The organism is Pontibacter coccineus (assembly GCF_030546575.1).
Lineage (GTDB): Bacteria > Bacteroidota > Bacteroidia > Cytophagales > Hymenobacteraceae > Pontibacter > Pontibacter coccineus.
On the sequence record NZ_JAUOTN010000002.1, the window covers coordinates 405,986 to 421,879 of the forward strand.

Consider the following 15,894-nt stretch of genomic DNA (forward strand, 5'->3'; position numbering starts at 1 on the left):
TGCTTTCAACGATTAAAACCGACTGGCAGCACAAAGGTTCGCTTAGGCAGCGGGCTTATTTCTTGCGGATGTGGTTCAGGAACTCGTTGCGGTACTGGTCCTGCTCAAACAGGCCGGAGTACTCCGCCGTGATGGTGCTGCTGCTGACGTCGTTCACGCCCCGGCTCATCACACAAAGGTGATCCGCCTCGATCAGCACGGCCACGTTCTCAGTTTGCAGCGCCTGCTTCAGTTCGTTGGCTATCTGCATGGTCATGCGCTCCTGCACCTGCGGACGGCGGGCATAGTACTGCACAATGCGGTTCAGTTTCGAGAGACCGATCACATGCTCGTTGGGCATGTAGGCGACGTGGGCTTTACCGATGATCGGCACGAAATGGTGCTCGCAGGAAGAGTACACGGTGATATCGCGCTCTACCAGCATCTGCTTGTACTTGTACTTGTTCTCAAATCGGCGGATAACCGGTTTGTTCTCGGGGTGCAGGCCACTGAAGATTTCCTGCACATACATTTTGGCAACACGCAGCGGTGTGCCTTTCAGGCTGTCGTCCGTGAGGTCGAGGCCCATGGTATGCATAATTTCGCGGAAGTGCCTTTCAATGATCACGATCTTCTCAGCGTCAGAAAGGTCAAATGCGTCAGGGCGCAGCGGCGTATCCAGAGAGCCCATCAGGTGGTCGTCTATCTCTTCCGCGTCGGTGGCCAGGTCCTGGTTATCCATTATATTCAACAAAGTTTCGTTCAGTTTCATAAAGCGTTACCGCCAATTCATATTCCCGGCTTATTTTTTCCCGCAGTCGCTCCCAGATCACCATGGCAATGTGCTCGGCGGTAGGGTTCAGTTTCCTGAACTCCTCGGTGTCGAGGTTGAGGTTCTTGTGGTCAAACCTGTCGATCACCTCTTCTTTCACCAGCGTGCTGAGCTTTTTCATGTCATACACATACCCGGTTTCCTCGTCCACGGCGCCGGTCAGCTTCACGATGAGCTCGTAGTTGTGCCCGTGGAAGTTGGGGTTGTTGCACAGCCCGAAAACCTCCGCGTTGCGCTCATCGCTCCAGGCCGGATTGTGCAGGCGGTGTGCGGCGTTAAAGTGCTCTTTTCTGCAGATCGTTATTTTCATTGCGGTTCCAACAGGCGGGCCTGTGTTATTGTTCGCGTACGTGAAAAATTCACATTAAGCTAGCCGGGCTGTAAACCTACAAAGTTAAGGTTCGTGGCCCCTAAACCCAAACAGAACGGTCGGTAAATTAATACTGCACCTTATATCTGAAATCTGCTATGGATTAGCTATTTTCGTAGGTATACGATTGTTCCTGTCAAATCATTATTTCTAAGTAGAGTATGCGAGTAAAAGGATTGTTGGTAGCGGCCATGTTGCTGGTATCAGGTATGGCGAGTGCGCAGGTCATGCGAGTAGAAGAAAGCGAGCAGGTAGTGAGCGGTATAAAGCGCAGCGGCCAGCAGCTGAGCGTGCAGCTGGACCCTAAGTTTGTGGAGAAGATCTGGAAAGACCACTTATCGCAGGAAGCGGGCAAGGTGAAACACGCCAAGGGCGTTTACACGGTAGAGGAGGCCAAGCTGAGAAGCATCAGCAAGGAACCTGTGCGCGTGATCTCCACGGTAGGCACGCACGCCAACGGCAGCTATGTGTGGTGGTCACTCGACATGGGCACCACCCACCTGGATAAAAACGCGACCCCAGAGGTATACGCCGCGGCTGAGCAGTTCATGGAGAGCTTCGGCAAAAAGCTGTACCAGGAAGACGTGCTGCTGCAGATCAACGAAGCCGAGGCGGTGCTGCGAAGCACCAAGAAAGAGCAGGACCGCGTGGTGAAGCAGGCCAACGACCTGCAACTAAGCATAGAGCGGAACAAGAAGCGCAAACAGGAGCTGGAAGCCGAACTGGTGCGCAACGCCGACGAACTGCGCCAGTTGGAGCAGAATGTGGAGCTGAACGTGAAGCAGCAGGAAGCCAGCCGCCAGCAGGTGCAGGCCATGGAGAAGGCGGTGGATGAGGTGAGAACCAAATTGCGCGACATCAAATAAGGTATAGCTATACCTGGGTTAGCCCTACGATAATTTATAAAAAGACAAGAAAAATAGCGTTTGTGACTGAAAAACCGAACATACTGGTAGTTTGTGGACGCAACAAGCGAAGAAGCAGAACAGCAGAGTACATCTTCAAAAATGACATGCGTTTTAACATCAGGTCAGTCGGACTTAGCCCAAAAAGTGAAAGGCAAATAAAAGAGAAGGATGCACTTTGGGCTGACATTATTTATGTAATGGAACAAGGGCAGGGCACAAGAATTGCAGGAACCTATAGGCATTTGGATTTACCTCCCATAGAAGTACTACAAATAGAAGATGAATACGAGTACCTTGAGCCTGAACTGATAGAAATCCTAAAAGACAGAATCAATTCGTCTCTCAAAGTGGTGTACAAAATTTAAAGAAAATCTGCGGCTAACCACATCCCTAAGCCAGCTGCGCCGCCTTATGACCAAGACCGATAAACAGAAAAGCCTCCTAATCCGGAGGCTTTTCTGTTTTATGGACAATGCGTTAGAGTTTCATCCAGCGCTGTATTTCCTGTTCGGCGAACTGCTCGTTGCGCCAGCCCACGAACTTACTTTTGGCGGTTGGGTTATGGTGCACAAACCATTGCTGCAGGATGGCTTTAGCGGCAGGGTAGTCCGCTGTGAAGCTGTTGTAGTCGGAGGCGTTGATGGAGCGCTCGCTCGGCCTTGCCGGTACCGCTATGATCTTGTGGTCCAGCTCGCCGTCTGTCTCCAGTTGCAGTACGCCCACCGGTATTACTTCCATCACCGTGCCTGAGGCTGCACTTCCGGCAAGCACGACTACTTCCAGCGGTTTCTTCTGAGCGTTAGTTTCTGTAGAAGGTATAAAGCCGAAATTGGCAGGGTAGGGCAGGAAAGGAATGATGCGATCCTGGCCGGCCTGTTGCTCTGCCTCAAAGTCTTTCGTCTGTCGGTTGTAGTGCAGCTTAGTTGAGCTCCCGGCGGGCACCTCAATCACGGCCTGCAGCTGTTTCTTGCCATTGTAGGTGGGCAAAGCGGTGTAGTCTGCTTGGCAGGAAGCCAGCAGGACCAGGGATAGCAGCAGGAAGGTATAACGCTGTAGTGCTTTCATGGGCGTAAGAGGGGACAAATGTATAGCCGCAAATATAACAAGCCTGGCCAAAGGAGGTATAGCCTGACGAGTATAACAGGTATAAAAAAGGGAGCCGTTTGCTATGAAACGGCTCCCTTCTACTAAAACTATGGAAAACTTATGAAAACAGGTTCTTCAATTATCTTCTTTCCTTGATACGTGCAGCTTTACCCTGCAGGCCTCTCAGGTAGTACAGTCTAGCTCTTCTAACACGGCCTTTTCTTACAAGCTCGATCTTCTCGATAGATGGAGAAAGCAGTGGGAAAATACGCTCCAGACCGATCTGGTTAGACACTTTTCTTACAGTGAAAGTCTCACCGTTTGTGTTCACATTCTTGCGCTGAATAACAACGCCCTGGAACTGCTGGATACGCTCTTTGTTACCTTCACGGATTTTCACGTGGATGTTGATGGTATCACCAGACTGGAAAGTCGGGAAAGAGGCGCGCTTGTCTGTAGATTCCTGCTCGATAAATTTAAGTAATTCGCTCATGGCTATGTTGTTAAAGCTAAATATCTTCTTCAAAATTCGGACTGCAAAGATATGTAATTATTTATTACATAAGAATTTTTGCAGCAAAAAAATGTAACTTTTTGAAACTAATACCTGAAAAGCGCAAAAGTGAAGCCCTTTGCACCCTTTCAGCCCGTTTTCTGCTACTCGTTCAGTAGGTCTGGCCGGCGTTGTCTGGTACGTTCCACCGCCTGCTCAAAACGCCACTGCTCTATTTTAGGACCATCGCCCGAAAGCAGAATGTCCGGTACTGTCATCCCTTTGTAGTCTGCCGGACGGGTATAGACCGGCGGTGCCAGCAACCCATCCTGAAACGAATCGGTCAGGGCAGAAGACTCGTCGTTGAGAACGCCCGGTATGATGCGGATAATGGCATCGGCCAGTACAGCCGCTCCCAACTCACCACCCGAAAGCACATAGTCCCCTATGCTGATCTCGTGGGTCACGTAATGCTGTCGCACCCGCTCATCCACGCCTTTGTAGTGGCCGCACAAAATGATGACGTTGCGCATCAGCGAAAACTGATTTACCACTTGCTGGTTGAGCGTTTGTCCGTCGGGCGTCATGTAGATGACCGCATCATACTCCCGCTCCGCCTTCAGTTCCGTCAGCAGCTTGTCAATCGGTTCGATCATCATCACCATACCTGCCCCGCCGCCAAAAGCATAGTCGTCTATCTGGCCATGTTTGTTGATGGCGTACTTACGGAGGTCGTGTATGTGGATGTCTACCAGGCCTTTTTGCTGAGCCCGCTTCACGATGGAATGGCTAAAAGGACTGTCCAGCAGGTCGGGCTGGCAACTGATAATGTCAAATCGCATGATAACAGGGGGCTACTCGTCGCGGTCGTCGGCGTCGTCAGGGGTACCGGGCTGGGTGTATACCTCCAGCAGGCCTTCCGGCAGGTTTACGTGCAGCACCTTAGCTTCGTGGTCGGCGCGTACAAACACCTCATCCAGCACAGGCACCAGCATCTCCTGTCCACTGTACTCCATGGCCATCAGCTGTTGCTGCGGCATGTCGTAAAAGTCTTTCACAGTGCCAAGCGGACCGTGGTTCTGGTCCACCACCTGGTAGCCGATCACCTCATGGAAATAGAACTGTCCTTCTTCTAGCTCCGGGAGCTCGTCGAGTGGCAGGTATAGGCTGACATTACGAAGCTTCTCGGCCTGCTCGATCGTTTTGATATCCTCAAAGGTGATAATAAAACGGCCTTTCTGCACGGGCTCCATCTTGTCAATAAAAAAAGGAATCAGCCTTCCTTGTTGTTCAAGAAAGACTGATTCCAGATCATCATAATCTTCGGGGTAGTCCACGTCGAAAAACGCAACCACTTGTCCCTTGATGCCATGGGTCTTGACGATGTGTCCTAACAGAAAGCAGTCATCAATGTGCATGGCCGATGTAATTTATGCTTGCTCTTCAGTAGACTCGCCTTCAGCAGCTGGTGCCTCAGGAGCTTCTTCAGCTTCAGCAGCAGGAGCATCAGCAGCCAGCTTGGCAGCCTCACGCTGACGGATAGCCTCTGCACGAGCTTCTTTTACTTTCGTTTCAGCATCAAAAGCAGCCTTGCGCTTCGCCTCTTTCTCAGAGCCAAGTGTAGTACGCTTGCTTTCAATTTTCGCTTCTTTCTCTTTCTTCCACTCTTCGAAACGAGCGTCAGCTGTTTCCTGAGAGATAGCGCCTTTTACAACACCGATCTGCAGGTGCTTCTTGTACAGAATACCTCTGTAAGAAAGCATTGCCTTCACTGTGTCAGTTGGCTGAGCACCATTCATTAACCACTGGAACGCCTTCTCCTCGCTGAAATCGATAGAAGCAGGGTTAGTGTTTGGGTTGTAAGTACCCAGTTTCTCGATAAACTTACCATCACGTGGTGAACGAGCGTCAGCTACTACGATGTCGTAGATAGCGGATTTTTTGCGGCCTCTGCGGGCCAGTCTGATTTTAACAGCCATTTTTTATATAAAATTTAAAGTCGGCGAAACCCGTCCGCCAGTTTTTAGAACCGCAAAGGTAGTGATTTTGTGCCGATTAATGCAAGATTTTTAAGAATTGATTTCAGGAGTTCTGATTGCAAGGTATAGGTATGATAGCCTATTACCACCACACATCTGCCAAGTATAGGCACAGCCAAACAAAAAGCCCTCCGTTGCGGGAAGGGCCTTTGAGGTGCCTTATCAAATTCTGTTCTTAATAGTTCTCTAACACTATACGGTGATAGAATATATAACCCTTGTCAATTACATTAGTTGTGGATGCCAGCTTCTTGCCGTTCTGGGAGAAGCCATCTTTGAGCGAATACGTGAACGTATGATTTACTCCATTCAATGAGAAGATTTTCTCTCGAGGTCCATAGTATCCTAAGTCGCCTTGCGATGCCTCTAAAAGCAAATTATCATTGCTTAGCATCTCGTTGAGGATAGCAGCATGTTCATAGTTATAGGGGAGAGTATCAGAGATTGATTTAGCGTCGCGCTTCTTCTCTGCCAACATTTCGTCCCAGGTGTATATGAAATCGCCAGAAATTAGCCTGAACTCAGTAGTTGATATCTCGCCCCTTTCTAACAGGTTTTTGCCAGAGGCGTCTACAAATTCTATAAAGTGATATTGCATAAGCGGTTCTTCAATTGACTCTTTCTTACAAGAAAAACACAGCGGAAGAATAAGTAACATCGAAAGAAAGCTCAGTATATGAGTCTTTGGTGAAGTTGAAGTCATAGATGGTATTCTTAATAGTGTGGAGTATTTTCTTTAAGAATGTACTGAGAATCTATTTAATATGATATAGTAATTGGTAAATCTTTTGAAAACAAAAAGCCCTTCGTTTCCGAAGGGCTTTTCAATCTAATTAAGCGTTGGCTTTTGCTCTGGGAGGTCTGGCTGCTTTTACTTTCACAGGCTTCAGCTTGATGATGCTCAGCTTGTCCAGCGTCCAGATAACAGGCCAGGTAGGGTCCACTTCCCACCACTTCACACCGAAGTTCACGCGGTTAGGCAGTTTGTGGTGATTGTTCTGGAATAGCTCGCCGCCTGTCAGGAAGTCGAAGAAAAGCGAGTTGCGTGACTTGTCGTTGTTGTCGAAATTCTGGTAGCCATACTTGTGACCGCTCCAGTTTACGATGGCCCCGTGCACCGGACCCATCAGGAAGTGAAGCGGCAGCAGCAGGAACATCCACCACTGCGTGGCGAAGGCGATGTAGAACAGCACATAAGCCACACCCCAGCCGATACGAGAAACCTTCGAATCCCCAATCTTCTCGAGTGCTGGCCAAAGCGGGTAGTCGCCATCAAAACGGCGCTCTGGTTCCACGCGGTGGTTGAGCACGTCGTTGTAAATGTTTTTGGTCTTCCACATCATCGCAAATGCGTTGTTGGAGTAGTGCGGAGAATGCGGGTCACGCTCTGTGTCAGAGAAAGCGTGGTGCATGCGGTGCAAAATAGCATAGGCACGCGGCGACAGGAAAGAAGAGCCCTGCGCGATGTAGGTCAGCAGGTAAAATGCCTTCTCCCAGAATGGGGTCATGGTGAACATCTTGTGCGCAGCATAGCGGTGCAGGAAGAACGTTTGCACAAACAAGGAGAGGTACCAGTGCAATACGAAGAAAATAAGTATGGCCATTAAGCAATTAGTATGTTGAAGTGATTTATTCTGATTCAGGTATAGCGGCGCTTAAAGCAGTCACCAAGCCTTCGCAAAATTACGATCTGATTCTATAGAAAGAATAAAAACCGGTATAAAAGTTCAGAAAGATGATGAATGTCAGTTTCGGGGAATGAATAATTGTTATTGAAGGATAAATAATAAGACAGCAGGAGTATTACCTGGATATAAGTTGATAATCTATTGATGGCTGCGCTGCTTGCGTAAGTCGGCTAAGGGTGAGTTCGCCGACCGGATCACCCTTAGCTGGTCATCCTTCAATCTATACTGGGTTATTCTTTCGGCCTGAACGGCGCCCAGACAGGAACTGCGGGGAGTGGCGCAGTAACGCTAATCATGGTTTTAAGGGTAGGATGTTCGAATTGAAGGCTACGGGCGTGCAGGGCGATGCGCTTGTCCGGGAGCGGTTTGCTGGCGCCATACCGGAGGTCACCGACAATGGGACAGTTCATGGAGGCCAATTGCACCCGGATCTGGTGCGGCCGACCCGTGACAGGATTCACCTCCAGCAGGTAGTTGTTGTCGTGCTGCCCAACCAGCCGATAGCTCAGCTCGGAGCGGAGGCCGCTTTTGTTTTCGCGGGCGTAGGCTTTGGTCACGTTGCGGCTGCTGTCCTTGATGAGCCAGTGCACGAGCGTCTGTTCAGGTATAGCAGGCCGGTTCAGTACCACCGCCCAGTAGGTTTTCACGGTCTTCTTGCTGCGGAAGAGCTCGTTGAGGCGGGTAAGGGCTTTGGAGGTTTTGGCCAGCAGCACCACACCGCTAACCGGCCGGTCCAGCCGGTGCACCACCCCGATGTACACGTTACCCGGTTTGTTATACTTCTCTTTGATGTAGGCTTTGGCCAGGTCGGCAAGACACTCATCGCCGGTCTCGTCGCCGTGCACGAGCAACCCTGCCGGCTTGTTGACCACCAGCACATGGTTATCCTCAAAAAGAACATCGAGCAAAGCCATGGGCTTTTAATAATTAATAATGACTAATGATTAATAAATAGGAGATGTGAGAATGGTTAATGAAACAACTTTCAATCAAGCAACCATCATTTAGTCAATAACCATTATTCATTCATCATTAATAATTAGTCATTCCACCTAGTACGCTTCTTTCTCGTTCGGGAAATCTTTGCTCTTCACGTCCTTCACGTAGTTCTGCACGGCATCGGTCATGATGGTGTGCAGGTCGGCGTAGCGACGCAGGAAGCGGGGTTTGAACTCCTTGTTGATGCCCAGCATGTCGTGTACCACCAGCACCTGCCCGTCTACGTGCGGACCTGCGCCTATACCTATGATCGGAATCTCCAGCTTCTCGGCAACGCGCTTGGCCAGCTCCGAAGGAATTTTTTCCAGCACGATCGAGAAGCAGCCCAGTTCCTGCAGCAGGAGGGCATCGTCGATCAGCTTCTGCGCTTCGGCTTCTTCTTTGGCTCGCACAGTATAGGTACCGAACTTATAGATGGACTGTGGGGTCAGGCCCAGGTGGCCCATTACTGGCACACCGGCGCTCAGGATGCGCACAATCGATTCCTTTATCTCAGCGCCGCCTTCCAGCTTAATGCCGTGCGCGCCCGACTCCTTCATGATGCGGATAGTGGAGCGCAGCGCTTCAGAAGAATTGCCCTGATAAGAACCGAACGGCAGGTCCACCACCACAAAAGCGCGGTTTACACCACGTATCACCGAAGAGGCGTGGTAGATCATCTGGTCCAGTGTGATGGGTAGTGTCGTCTCGTGGCCGGCCATGACATTGGAGGCGGAGTCACCGACAAGCAGTACATCTACGCCGGCTGCGTCCAGAATAGTGGCCATGGAAAAGTCGTAAGCCGTGAGCATGGAGATCTTCTCGCCGCGCTCTTTCATATTCTGCAGCTGGTGCGTGGTAACTTTTTTTACGTCGCTTTTATGAACAGACATAGGATGCTGGTTTGGATTTGATTCAAAATTATAAAAATCAAAACATAAACAGCCACCTAAATTTCCTGGCGTGGCTGTTCGGGGGTTATCGGTTGAAGCCAGACCTGTTCCGGGAGAGCTTTAGGTCGCGAAGCAGGGCAGAGCGGGCGTTGATGGTCACGTTATAGCCGCGCATCAAACCAAAAGGTCTCCAGCCGATGCTCATTTCCCAGCAGTGCAGGTCGCGGTAAATATCGAGGCTGGCGTTGGAAATGTTCTGGTTTTCAAAGTCATACCCGGCCATGTAGCCAAACTTCCACTTTTCAGTCAGGTTCAGGGTGCCCTGCATGCCAATGTTCTGCGTGATCGTGCCCTTGTTTTGTGGTGTGCCACCGGTATAGAAGATCGTATAATCCAGGTTCAGCGTCCAGGGAATGTTGAAGTCCACATAGTCCGGCAGGAACTGGTCATTCGGGTTCAGCATACCGGGCAGGTTGGTCGGTGGCGGTGTGTTGGTGGACCGTGCCGCGGGGTTAAAGTTGGCCCGCACGCTCAGGTTGGCATTGGTCAGCCTGGCGAGTTTAAATCCTGGTCCCTCCAGCATGAAGCGGTCTATAGAACGGTTACCGTCCGGACTAGCTTGGTATGGGTTGAGAGTAGACGTAAAGTTTACATCAAACACTTTGAACAGGCGTGTGTTCATGCTGATGTTAATGGGTGAGAGTCGTAGTGAGTCAGCAGCCAGGTTGTAAGTAGTGCCTATGTTCAGGTTGTCGATTAGGCTCACTTTCTCCGATTTGGCATCTGTGGAGTCACTGCGGGAACGCACTTTCATCTCGACGCGGTTATTGATCTGGATGCCCAGACTGCTGCGCAGCCCGCCCGAAGGAACGTTGCCGTTAAAGCGCGGCAGTGTCTGGAAAATCGGCTGGTTCGTCAGCGAGTCTATCGCCACCTGGGTGGTTTGGGAGAAACCGAAGCGGCCCTCATCACCGAAGTTAGGGCGGTAGCCGTAGCTAATGCTTGGTATCATGGTATGGCGAATGGCCTCTACCCGCTTGCTCTTCGGGAACTGCACGGTGCCGTACACGGTCGTGTTGAGCGAGGCGCCCGCACCATATTCGTACACCCTGCCAAAACCCGCCGTATCGATGCGCACGGCCTGCTGCTCCTCGTCGTAGGTATAGGTCAGCTTGTTATCGAACCACGACTCGCGGTAATCGACAGTAGGCGTCAGGTTGAAAAAGCGGAACACTTTGTAGTTGCCCAGCCCGATGTTGAAGTTGTGATCAGCGCTCTTTCGGCCGTTTCGCCAGAGTTCACCCAGGTTATCAAAGTTAAGCGCAAAAGAGGTGTCCCTTTCTGTACCACCTACCACAGGTATAGTGCCAAGTCTGCGGGCAGCCACCTGGTTCGATACCTCGTTGCGGACCCGCACGTTGTAGCCGACGGTAAAGTTTTCGTACCACCTGCCGGTCGGCACATTCTTGGAGAAAAGCTCATAAAGGCTCGTCTGCGTCATCGCAAAGTTGAGGTCAGGCAGCGTGAAGCGCATGATCGTCGGTTGCGGCCTCCGGTTTTCGCCTTCTCCCACGAACCCTCCGTTGTTCTGGCCCTGGGTCAGTGTGGCGGTATAGCTGAAAGGGGAGTTCTGTATGTTCTTCTGGTAAGTGATCGTCGAGTTGAAGGTCGGGGCCAGGTACTCATTCGCGCTGTTGTAATTCACGCGGTTGTGCTGGCTGCTACCAGCCCGCACGTTGGCAGAAAAGCGACCGCGACCTGGCTTTTGCACCGGACTATGCGACCATGTAATGAAAGCCGTGCGTTGAGTAGGTGGCAGGCCTTCCAGATTGTTTGTGGAACGGTTTGGGTCAGCTACATCCGCTTCGTCATTCTTAAAGTAATCGTAGCTGATGTTGAAGTTGCCACGGTATGAGTAGCGCTTGATGTACGTGTTGTCTACCGTCACTTTATACCCGCCCAGGGAATAGATGTCGCCAGTGATGCGGGTGCCGATGTAGTCGTTCAGGGCCAGGTAGTAGCCCCCGTTGCTCAGGTAAAAGCCACGGGCCCGCGACTCGCCAAAGGTCGGCATGATCACACCCGAGGAGCGTTTGTTCTTTGGGGTCGGGAAAAGACCAAACAAAAAGCCAAGCGGGGTAGGTATATCGGCGATCACGAGGTTAAACGGCCCCGACATGATCTTGTCGTTGGGAATGGCCTTGATCTTGCCGGCACTGATATAGAAGTGCGGATGCTCCAGGTTACAGGTCGTGTATTTGTTGTGCAGTCCGAAAATTTCGTTGTGCTCATTTTTTTTCACCACCTCGGAATGTATATACCCTTCGCCTTGTTGCGTTACTACTTCAGCGATCTGGCCACGTTTGGTCTTGTAATTATAGGCAATGCGCTTGGCAGCGTAGCTTTCTGCGCCGTCCTTAAATACCGGAGTGCCAGTCTCCTGGCCCGTTGAGTCGGCAAGGGTAGTAGCGGTCAGGGTATTCAGGTCGTAGTCGATCTTGATGTAAGCTGCCGAAAGCTCCATGGTGCCGTAATCAATTTTGGCATCTCCATACAGATGTACTACTTTGCGGTCTACCTCAAACAAAATGGAATCTCTGGCAGAGTAATTGATTGTGGTCTCGATGTCGCCCTGGGGTGCCGTAGTCACGAGCGAATCCTGCGGTGGAGAGATGTTGACAGTGTCTTTTGGCGAGGCTGTAGTGGTAGGACGGCGGACCCGCTGACCCAGCACAGGCTGGACAGAAAGCACGGCGAGCTGCACCAGCAGCAAAAAGATTAAAATGTAGCGCAACTTCTTCAGACTTCCCTAAAGTTTTATTTATTTTGTACAAAGTTATTGTTTTAGCTTTTAACTAACGAGCGTTGTGAGAAATATTGTTACTATTTCAATTCTGGCCCTAAGTTTACTTCTACTGTCCTCCAGCAAGCTCGAATACCGTAAGGCGTACAAGCTGCGCACGGTAGTAATCGATGCAGGTCATGGCGGTAAAGACATAGGCTGTAACGGCAAAGTTTCGCATGAGGCTGACGTGGCCTTGAAGTTGGCCCTGCAGGTCGGTGCGTTAATTGAGAAGAACGTGCCCGACGTGAAAGTTGTTTACACCCGCAAAGACGATACGTTTGTGGAGTTGATCGACCGCGCAGGTATAGCCAACAAGAACAACGCAGACCTGTTCATCTCCATTCACCTGAATGCGGGCCCGCCTGCTGCTTTTGGCACCGAGACCTATACCATGGGGCTCCACACTTCCAACAACAACCTGGCCGTAGCCAAGCGCGAAAACGCCGTTATCCTGCAGGAAGATGACTACAAAGAAAAATACGGCGGCTTCGATCCGAACTCCCCGCAGAGCCATATTATGTTCGCGCTGCACCAAAGCGCCTACATCGACAACAGCCTCCGTTTTGCCCAGAAAGTAGAAAATGAGTTTAAAAACAGGGTGGGGCGCACCAGCCGCGGCGTGAAGCAGGCCGGCTTTCTGGTGCTCTGGAAATCCTACATGCCGAGCGTGCTGATCGAGGCCGGCTTCCTGACCAATCCGTCCGAGGAAAAATTCCTTAACGATAAAGCGGGTCAGACGTATATGGCATCAGGTATATATCGTGCCTTCAAGGAATACAAGCAAGAGCTTGAAGCCATGAACTAATGCATAACGCAAACTCACCTACGTGAAAATATCAAAGGAAATTAAGGTCGCCCTGTTAGGTATAGCGACTATAGTGATATTGTACTTCGGGTATGAATTCCTGAAAGGCTCCTCGCTCTTCTCTAAATCCAACACCTATTATGTGGTATACGACAGCGTGGATGGCCTTACCATCTCTAACCCTGTTTTTCTGAACGGCATACAGGTTGGCCATGTGAAAGATCTGCAACTGCTCACGGACCGTGCAAACATGGTGCGTGTGGACCTTGAGATACGGAAAGATCTGCAGATAGGAGACTCCACCATTGCCAGCCTTGGCAACTCGGACCTTTTAGGGAGCAAGGCCATTACGCTATACCTGAAAAACAACAACAAGCAGTACAAGGGCGGAGAAGAGCTGATCGCTTTCAAAGAAACCAGCATCACCGACATGCTCTCTTCCAAGTCGGTGCCGGTCATCGACAAAGTAGACACCACGCTGGCCCGCGTAAACCGCCTGCTCGACAGTGAGGCTAAAGGCAACCTGCAGCAGATACTGTCGAACTCGAACAAGACGACTGAGGCGATAAACGAGATATTGCGTGAAAACCAGCGCAACATCAACCAGATCACCAGCAATCTAAGAGAACTCACCTCGGACCTCAGCCAGACCCAGCGCAACTTTGACCGCCTGACGCTGAATATGGTCGAGCTTACGGATACGCTAAAGCAAGTAGAGGTGAAGAAACTGGTAGCCGATGCTAACTCGGCTGTGAACGAGCTGGAAAAGACTGTTGCCAAACTCAACTCGAATGAAGGCTCGCTAGGCCTCCTGATGAATGACCAGGAACTGTACCAGAACATGAACCGCTCCACCGAAGCGCTCAACATGCTGCTGCGCGACATACAGGCTTACCCGAAGCGCTACGTGCAGTTCTCGCTCATTGGCCGCAAAGACAGGTATAAGGTGGATGCCACGGGTCGTGTAATCACGCTGGAGGAGGTAAAGGAGCTGCAGAACGAGAACCCGGATGAGTTCCGCCGCCCGGCCCCCGACTCGGTGAAAGTAGTGCCTGGTGACACCACAAAAAGGCAATAGTGCATCTTATAAAAATTGTATATTTGTGAAATCCGCCCTTAAAGCGGATTTTTCATTGTAAGTAGTCCCCTTATTTATAATAACTCCTTCATGGATATCGAATTCAATAAGAACGAAGACTCCCTCAAACAGCTGAGTTTCCAGCTGAAAAGCAAACTAAAGAAAGTACACCTGGGCGGCGGCGAGAAGCGCATCGCAAAAGAGCACGCCAAGGGTAAAATGACTGCCCGCGAACGCATTGACTACCTGCTCGACGAAGGAACCGAGTTTCTGGAAGTAGGCGCCTTTGCCGGCGAAGGTATGTACCAGGAGGTAGGCGGTTGCCCGAGCGGCGGTGTGGTGACAGGTATAGGCTACATCAAAGGCCGCCAATGCGTGGTGGTCGCCAACGACGCCACCGTAAAGGCCGGTGCCTGGTTTCCGATCACGGCCAAGAAGAATCTGCGCGCCCAGGAGATCTCCATCGAGAACAAACTCCCGATCGTATACCTGGTCGACAGCGCCGGTGTGTTTCTGCCGATGCAGGACGAGATCTTCCCGGACAAAGAGCACTTCGGCCGTATGTTTCGCAATAACGCCGTGATGAGCTCGATGGGTATTGTGCAGATCGCTGCGATCATGGGTAGCTGTGTGGCCGGTGGTGCCTACCTGCCGATCATGAGCGACGAAGCCCTGATCGTGGAAGGTACAGGCTCCGTATTTTTGGGCGGCTCATACCTAGTAAAGTCTGCTATTGGCGAGAGCATCGACAATGAAACGCTTGGTGGTGCCTCTACGCATTGCGAGATATCCGGTGTAACCGACTACAAGTGCAAAGACGACAAGGAGGCGCTGGACCACATCCGTACCATTTTCGATAAACTGGGCGAAAACCCGAAGGCTGGTTTCAGCCGCGTGGAACCTGCCGCTCCGAAGCTGGACGAGAAAGAGATTTACGGCACGTTGCCAGCCGACCGCACCAAACCCTACGACATGATGGACATCATCCATCGCCTGGTCGACAACTCCGAATTTGAGCCTTACAAAGAACTGTACGGCCAGACGCTGATCTGCGGACTGGGCCGTATCGATGGCTGGGCGGTAGGCATTGTGGCCAACCAACGCAAAATCGTGAAGAGCAAGAAGGGCGAAATGCAGATGGGTGGCGTGATCTACTCCGACTCCGCTGACAAGGCGGCCCGCTTCATCATGAACTGCAACCAAAAGAAAATTCCGCTGGTGTTCCTGCACGACGTTTCGGGCTTTATGGTGGGCAGCAAGGCCGAGCACGGCGGTATCATTAAAGACGGTGCCAAAATGGTGAACTCCATGGCTAACTCAGTGGTGCCGAAGTTCACGGTCATCCTGGGCAACAGCTACGGAGCCGGCAACTACGCCATGTGCGGCAAGGCCTACGACCCACGCCTGATCTACGCCTGGCCATCGGCGCAGCTGGCTGTGATGAGCGGCGCGGCAGCGGCCAACACCCTGCTGCAGATCCAGGTATCAGCTCTCAAAGCGAAAGGGGAGGAGATCACTCCGGAAGCGGAGAAGGAGTTGCTCGAACGCATTACCGCCAAGTATAACGAAGAGCTGTCGCCTTACTACGCCGCAGCCCGCCTGTGGATAGACGGCATCATCGATCCCCTGGAGACCCGCAAAGTGATCTCAATGGGGATAGAAGCCGCCAACCATGCGCCAATTGAAAAGCCGTATAATGTGGGAGTGATTCAGACGTGATTGAGCAGGTATAGCAATGGCGGTATAATTCATATCCTCTTCAGTGCTATACCTGTTATTACTTCACCGTTTCATTCGGATTCAGGTTAAACTATATTCCTGTTGTAGTCTCCGGTAACTTCCTGCTAAAAAGCGATAGAATAAGGAGGTTTTCGGCGGTGTGCGGCAGGCTTACGTAGAT

The 15,894-nt window shown here is 51.1% G+C and carries 17 protein-coding genes; 5 read left to right on the forward strand and 12 right to left on the reverse strand.

What is annotated here, in order from left to right:
- Positions 1-55: 55 nt before the first annotated feature.
- Both folE and Q4E40_RS05740 read right to left on the reverse strand, forming a co-directional pair.
- Complete coding sequence (gene folE / locus Q4E40_RS05735) at positions 56-751, reverse strand: GTP cyclohydrolase I FolE (RefSeq protein WP_303410601.1); 696 nt, start codon at positions 749-751, stop codon at positions 56-58.
- A complete protein-coding gene (locus Q4E40_RS05740) occupies positions 714-1,121 on the reverse strand; it encodes a 6-pyruvoyl trahydropterin synthase family protein (protein WP_303410602.1) in 408 nt (135 codons plus the stop codon). Before Q4E40_RS05740 ends, folE begins: the two co-directional genes overlap by 38 nt.
- 221 nt (positions 1,122-1,342) lie before the next feature.
- On the opposite strand from Q4E40_RS05740, the gene Q4E40_RS05745 reads away from it, so the two are divergent.
- Together Q4E40_RS05745 and Q4E40_RS05750 are read left to right on the forward strand one after the other, a co-directional pair.
- Positions 1,343-2,047 carry a DNA repair ATPase gene (locus tag Q4E40_RS05745; RefSeq protein ID WP_303410603.1) on the forward strand — a complete coding sequence of 235 codons (705 nt, stop codon included), beginning with the start codon at positions 1,343-1,345 and terminating at the stop codon, positions 2,045-2,047.
- Between the two features lie 62 nt (positions 2,048-2,109).
- A complete protein-coding gene (locus Q4E40_RS05750) occupies positions 2,110-2,454 on the forward strand; it encodes a protein-tyrosine-phosphatase (RefSeq protein WP_303410604.1) in 345 nt (114 codons plus the stop codon).
- A 112-nt stretch (positions 2,455-2,566) separates the two neighbouring features.
- Here Q4E40_RS05750 and Q4E40_RS05755 read toward each other — a convergent pair whose 3' ends face one another.
- From Q4E40_RS05755 to Q4E40_RS05800, 10 genes are all read right to left on the reverse strand, one after another.
- Positions 2,567-3,154 (reverse strand): inorganic diphosphatase, encoded by a 588-nt coding sequence (locus tag Q4E40_RS05755; protein WP_303410606.1) that lies wholly within the window; start codon positions 3,152-3,154, stop codon positions 2,567-2,569.
- A 160-nt stretch (positions 3,155-3,314) separates the two neighbouring features.
- Positions 3,315-3,668 (reverse strand): 50S ribosomal protein L19, encoded by a 354-nt coding sequence (gene rplS / locus Q4E40_RS05760; RefSeq protein ID WP_007657440.1) that lies wholly within the window; start codon positions 3,666-3,668, stop codon positions 3,315-3,317.
- Between the two features lie 164 nt (positions 3,669-3,832).
- The gene (gene trmD / locus Q4E40_RS05765) at positions 3,833-4,510 is read right to left on the reverse strand and encodes a tRNA (guanosine(37)-N1)-methyltransferase TrmD (RefSeq protein WP_303410610.1); all 678 of its coding nucleotides are present in this window, start codon (positions 4,508-4,510) and stop codon (positions 3,833-3,835) included.
- A 12-nt stretch (positions 4,511-4,522) separates the two neighbouring features.
- The gene (gene rimM, locus Q4E40_RS05770; RefSeq protein ID WP_303410611.1) at positions 4,523-5,086 is read right to left on the reverse strand and encodes a ribosome maturation factor RimM; all 564 of its coding nucleotides are present in this window, start codon (positions 5,084-5,086) and stop codon (positions 4,523-4,525) included.
- 12 nt (positions 5,087-5,098) lie between these two features.
- The gene (locus Q4E40_RS05775) at positions 5,099-5,647 is read right to left on the reverse strand and encodes a 30S ribosomal protein S16 (RefSeq protein WP_303410613.1); all 549 of its coding nucleotides are present in this window, start codon (positions 5,645-5,647) and stop codon (positions 5,099-5,101) included.
- Positions 5,648-5,882: 235 nt separating this feature from the next.
- Positions 5,883-6,410 carry a hypothetical protein gene (locus Q4E40_RS05780; protein ID WP_303410615.1) on the reverse strand — a complete coding sequence of 176 codons (528 nt, stop codon included), beginning with the start codon at positions 6,408-6,410 and terminating at the stop codon, positions 5,883-5,885.
- A 130-nt stretch (positions 6,411-6,540) separates the two neighbouring features.
- Positions 6,541-7,311, reverse strand: a complete 771-nt coding sequence (locus Q4E40_RS05785; RefSeq protein ID WP_303410616.1) for an acyl-CoA desaturase — start codon at positions 7,309-7,311, stop codon at positions 6,541-6,543.
- 314 nt (positions 7,312-7,625) lie between these two features.
- Positions 7,626-8,309: an RluA family pseudouridine synthase gene (locus Q4E40_RS05790; protein WP_303410617.1), complete on the reverse strand. Its 684-nt coding sequence runs from the start codon at positions 8,307-8,309 to the stop codon at positions 7,626-7,628.
- A gap of 138 nt (positions 8,310-8,447) precedes the next feature.
- Positions 8,448-9,266 (reverse strand): 3-methyl-2-oxobutanoate hydroxymethyltransferase, encoded by an 819-nt coding sequence (gene panB, locus Q4E40_RS05795; RefSeq protein WP_303410618.1) that lies wholly within the window; start codon positions 9,264-9,266, stop codon positions 8,448-8,450.
- A gap of 85 nt (positions 9,267-9,351) precedes the next feature.
- Positions 9,352-12,060 carry a putative LPS assembly protein LptD gene (locus Q4E40_RS05800; protein WP_303410620.1) on the reverse strand — a complete coding sequence of 903 codons (2,709 nt, stop codon included), beginning with the start codon at positions 12,058-12,060 and terminating at the stop codon, positions 9,352-9,354.
- A 73-nt stretch (positions 12,061-12,133) separates the two neighbouring features.
- Between Q4E40_RS05800 and Q4E40_RS05805 the strand changes: the two genes are divergently transcribed.
- The 3 genes from Q4E40_RS05805 (at position 12,134) to Q4E40_RS05815 (ending at position 15,713) form a co-directional block, all read left to right on the forward strand.
- A complete protein-coding gene (locus tag Q4E40_RS05805) occupies positions 12,134-12,916 on the forward strand; it encodes an N-acetylmuramoyl-L-alanine amidase family protein (protein ID WP_303410622.1) in 783 nt (260 codons plus the stop codon).
- A gap of 22 nt (positions 12,917-12,938) precedes the next feature.
- A complete protein-coding gene (locus Q4E40_RS05810) occupies positions 12,939-13,994 on the forward strand; it encodes an MlaD family protein (protein ID WP_303410625.1) in 1,056 nt (351 codons plus the stop codon).
- A gap of 90 nt (positions 13,995-14,084) precedes the next feature.
- Positions 14,085-15,713, forward strand: a complete 1,629-nt coding sequence (locus tag Q4E40_RS05815) for an acyl-CoA carboxylase subunit beta (RefSeq protein WP_303410626.1) — start codon at positions 14,085-14,087, stop codon at positions 15,711-15,713.
- The last annotated feature ends 181 nt before the right edge of the window (positions 15,714-15,894 follow it).

Excerpts from the sequence above, each read along its gene's own strand:
- Q4E40_RS05740 (WP_303410602.1), bottom strand. The coding sequence starts at position 1,121 with ATGAAAATAACGATCTGCAGAAAAGAGCACTTTAACGCCGCACACCGC.
- Q4E40_RS05785 (WP_303410616.1), bottom strand. The coding sequence starts at position 7,311 with ATGGCCATACTTATTTTCTTCGTATTGCACTGGTACCTCTCCTTGTTT.
- Q4E40_RS05775 (WP_303410613.1), bottom strand. The coding sequence starts at position 5,647 with ATGGCTGTTAAAATCAGACTGGCCCGCAGAGGCCGCAAAAAATCCGCT.
- rplS (WP_007657440.1), bottom strand. The coding sequence starts at position 3,668 with ATGAGCGAATTACTTAAATTTATCGAGCAGGAATCTACAGACAAGCGC.
- rimM (WP_303410611.1), bottom strand. The coding sequence starts at position 5,086 with ATGCACATTGATGACTGCTTTCTGTTAGGACACATCGTCAAGACCCAT.
- Q4E40_RS05780 (WP_303410615.1), bottom strand. The coding sequence starts at position 6,410 with ATGACTTCAACTTCACCAAAGACTCATATACTGAGCTTTCTTTCGATG.
- Q4E40_RS05790 (WP_303410617.1), bottom strand. The coding sequence starts at position 8,309 with ATGGCTTTGCTCGATGTTCTTTTTGAGGATAACCATGTGCTGGTGGTC.
- Q4E40_RS05755 (WP_303410606.1), bottom strand. The coding sequence starts at position 3,154 with ATGAAAGCACTACAGCGTTATACCTTCCTGCTGCTATCCCTGGTCCTG.
- trmD (WP_303410610.1), bottom strand. The coding sequence starts at position 4,510 with ATGCGATTTGACATTATCAGTTGCCAGCCCGACCTGCTGGACAGTCCT.
- Q4E40_RS05815 (WP_303410626.1), top strand. The coding sequence starts at position 14,085 with ATGGATATCGAATTCAATAAGAACGAAGACTCCCTCAAACAGCTGAGT.
- folE (WP_303410601.1), bottom strand. The coding sequence starts at position 751 with ATGAAACTGAACGAAACTTTGTTGAATATAATGGATAACCAGGACCTG.
- panB (WP_303410618.1), bottom strand. The coding sequence starts at position 9,266 with ATGTCTGTTCATAAAAGCGACGTAAAAAAAGTTACCACGCACCAGCTG.
- Q4E40_RS05745 (WP_303410603.1), top strand. The coding sequence starts at position 1,343 with ATGCGAGTAAAAGGATTGTTGGTAGCGGCCATGTTGCTGGTATCAGGT.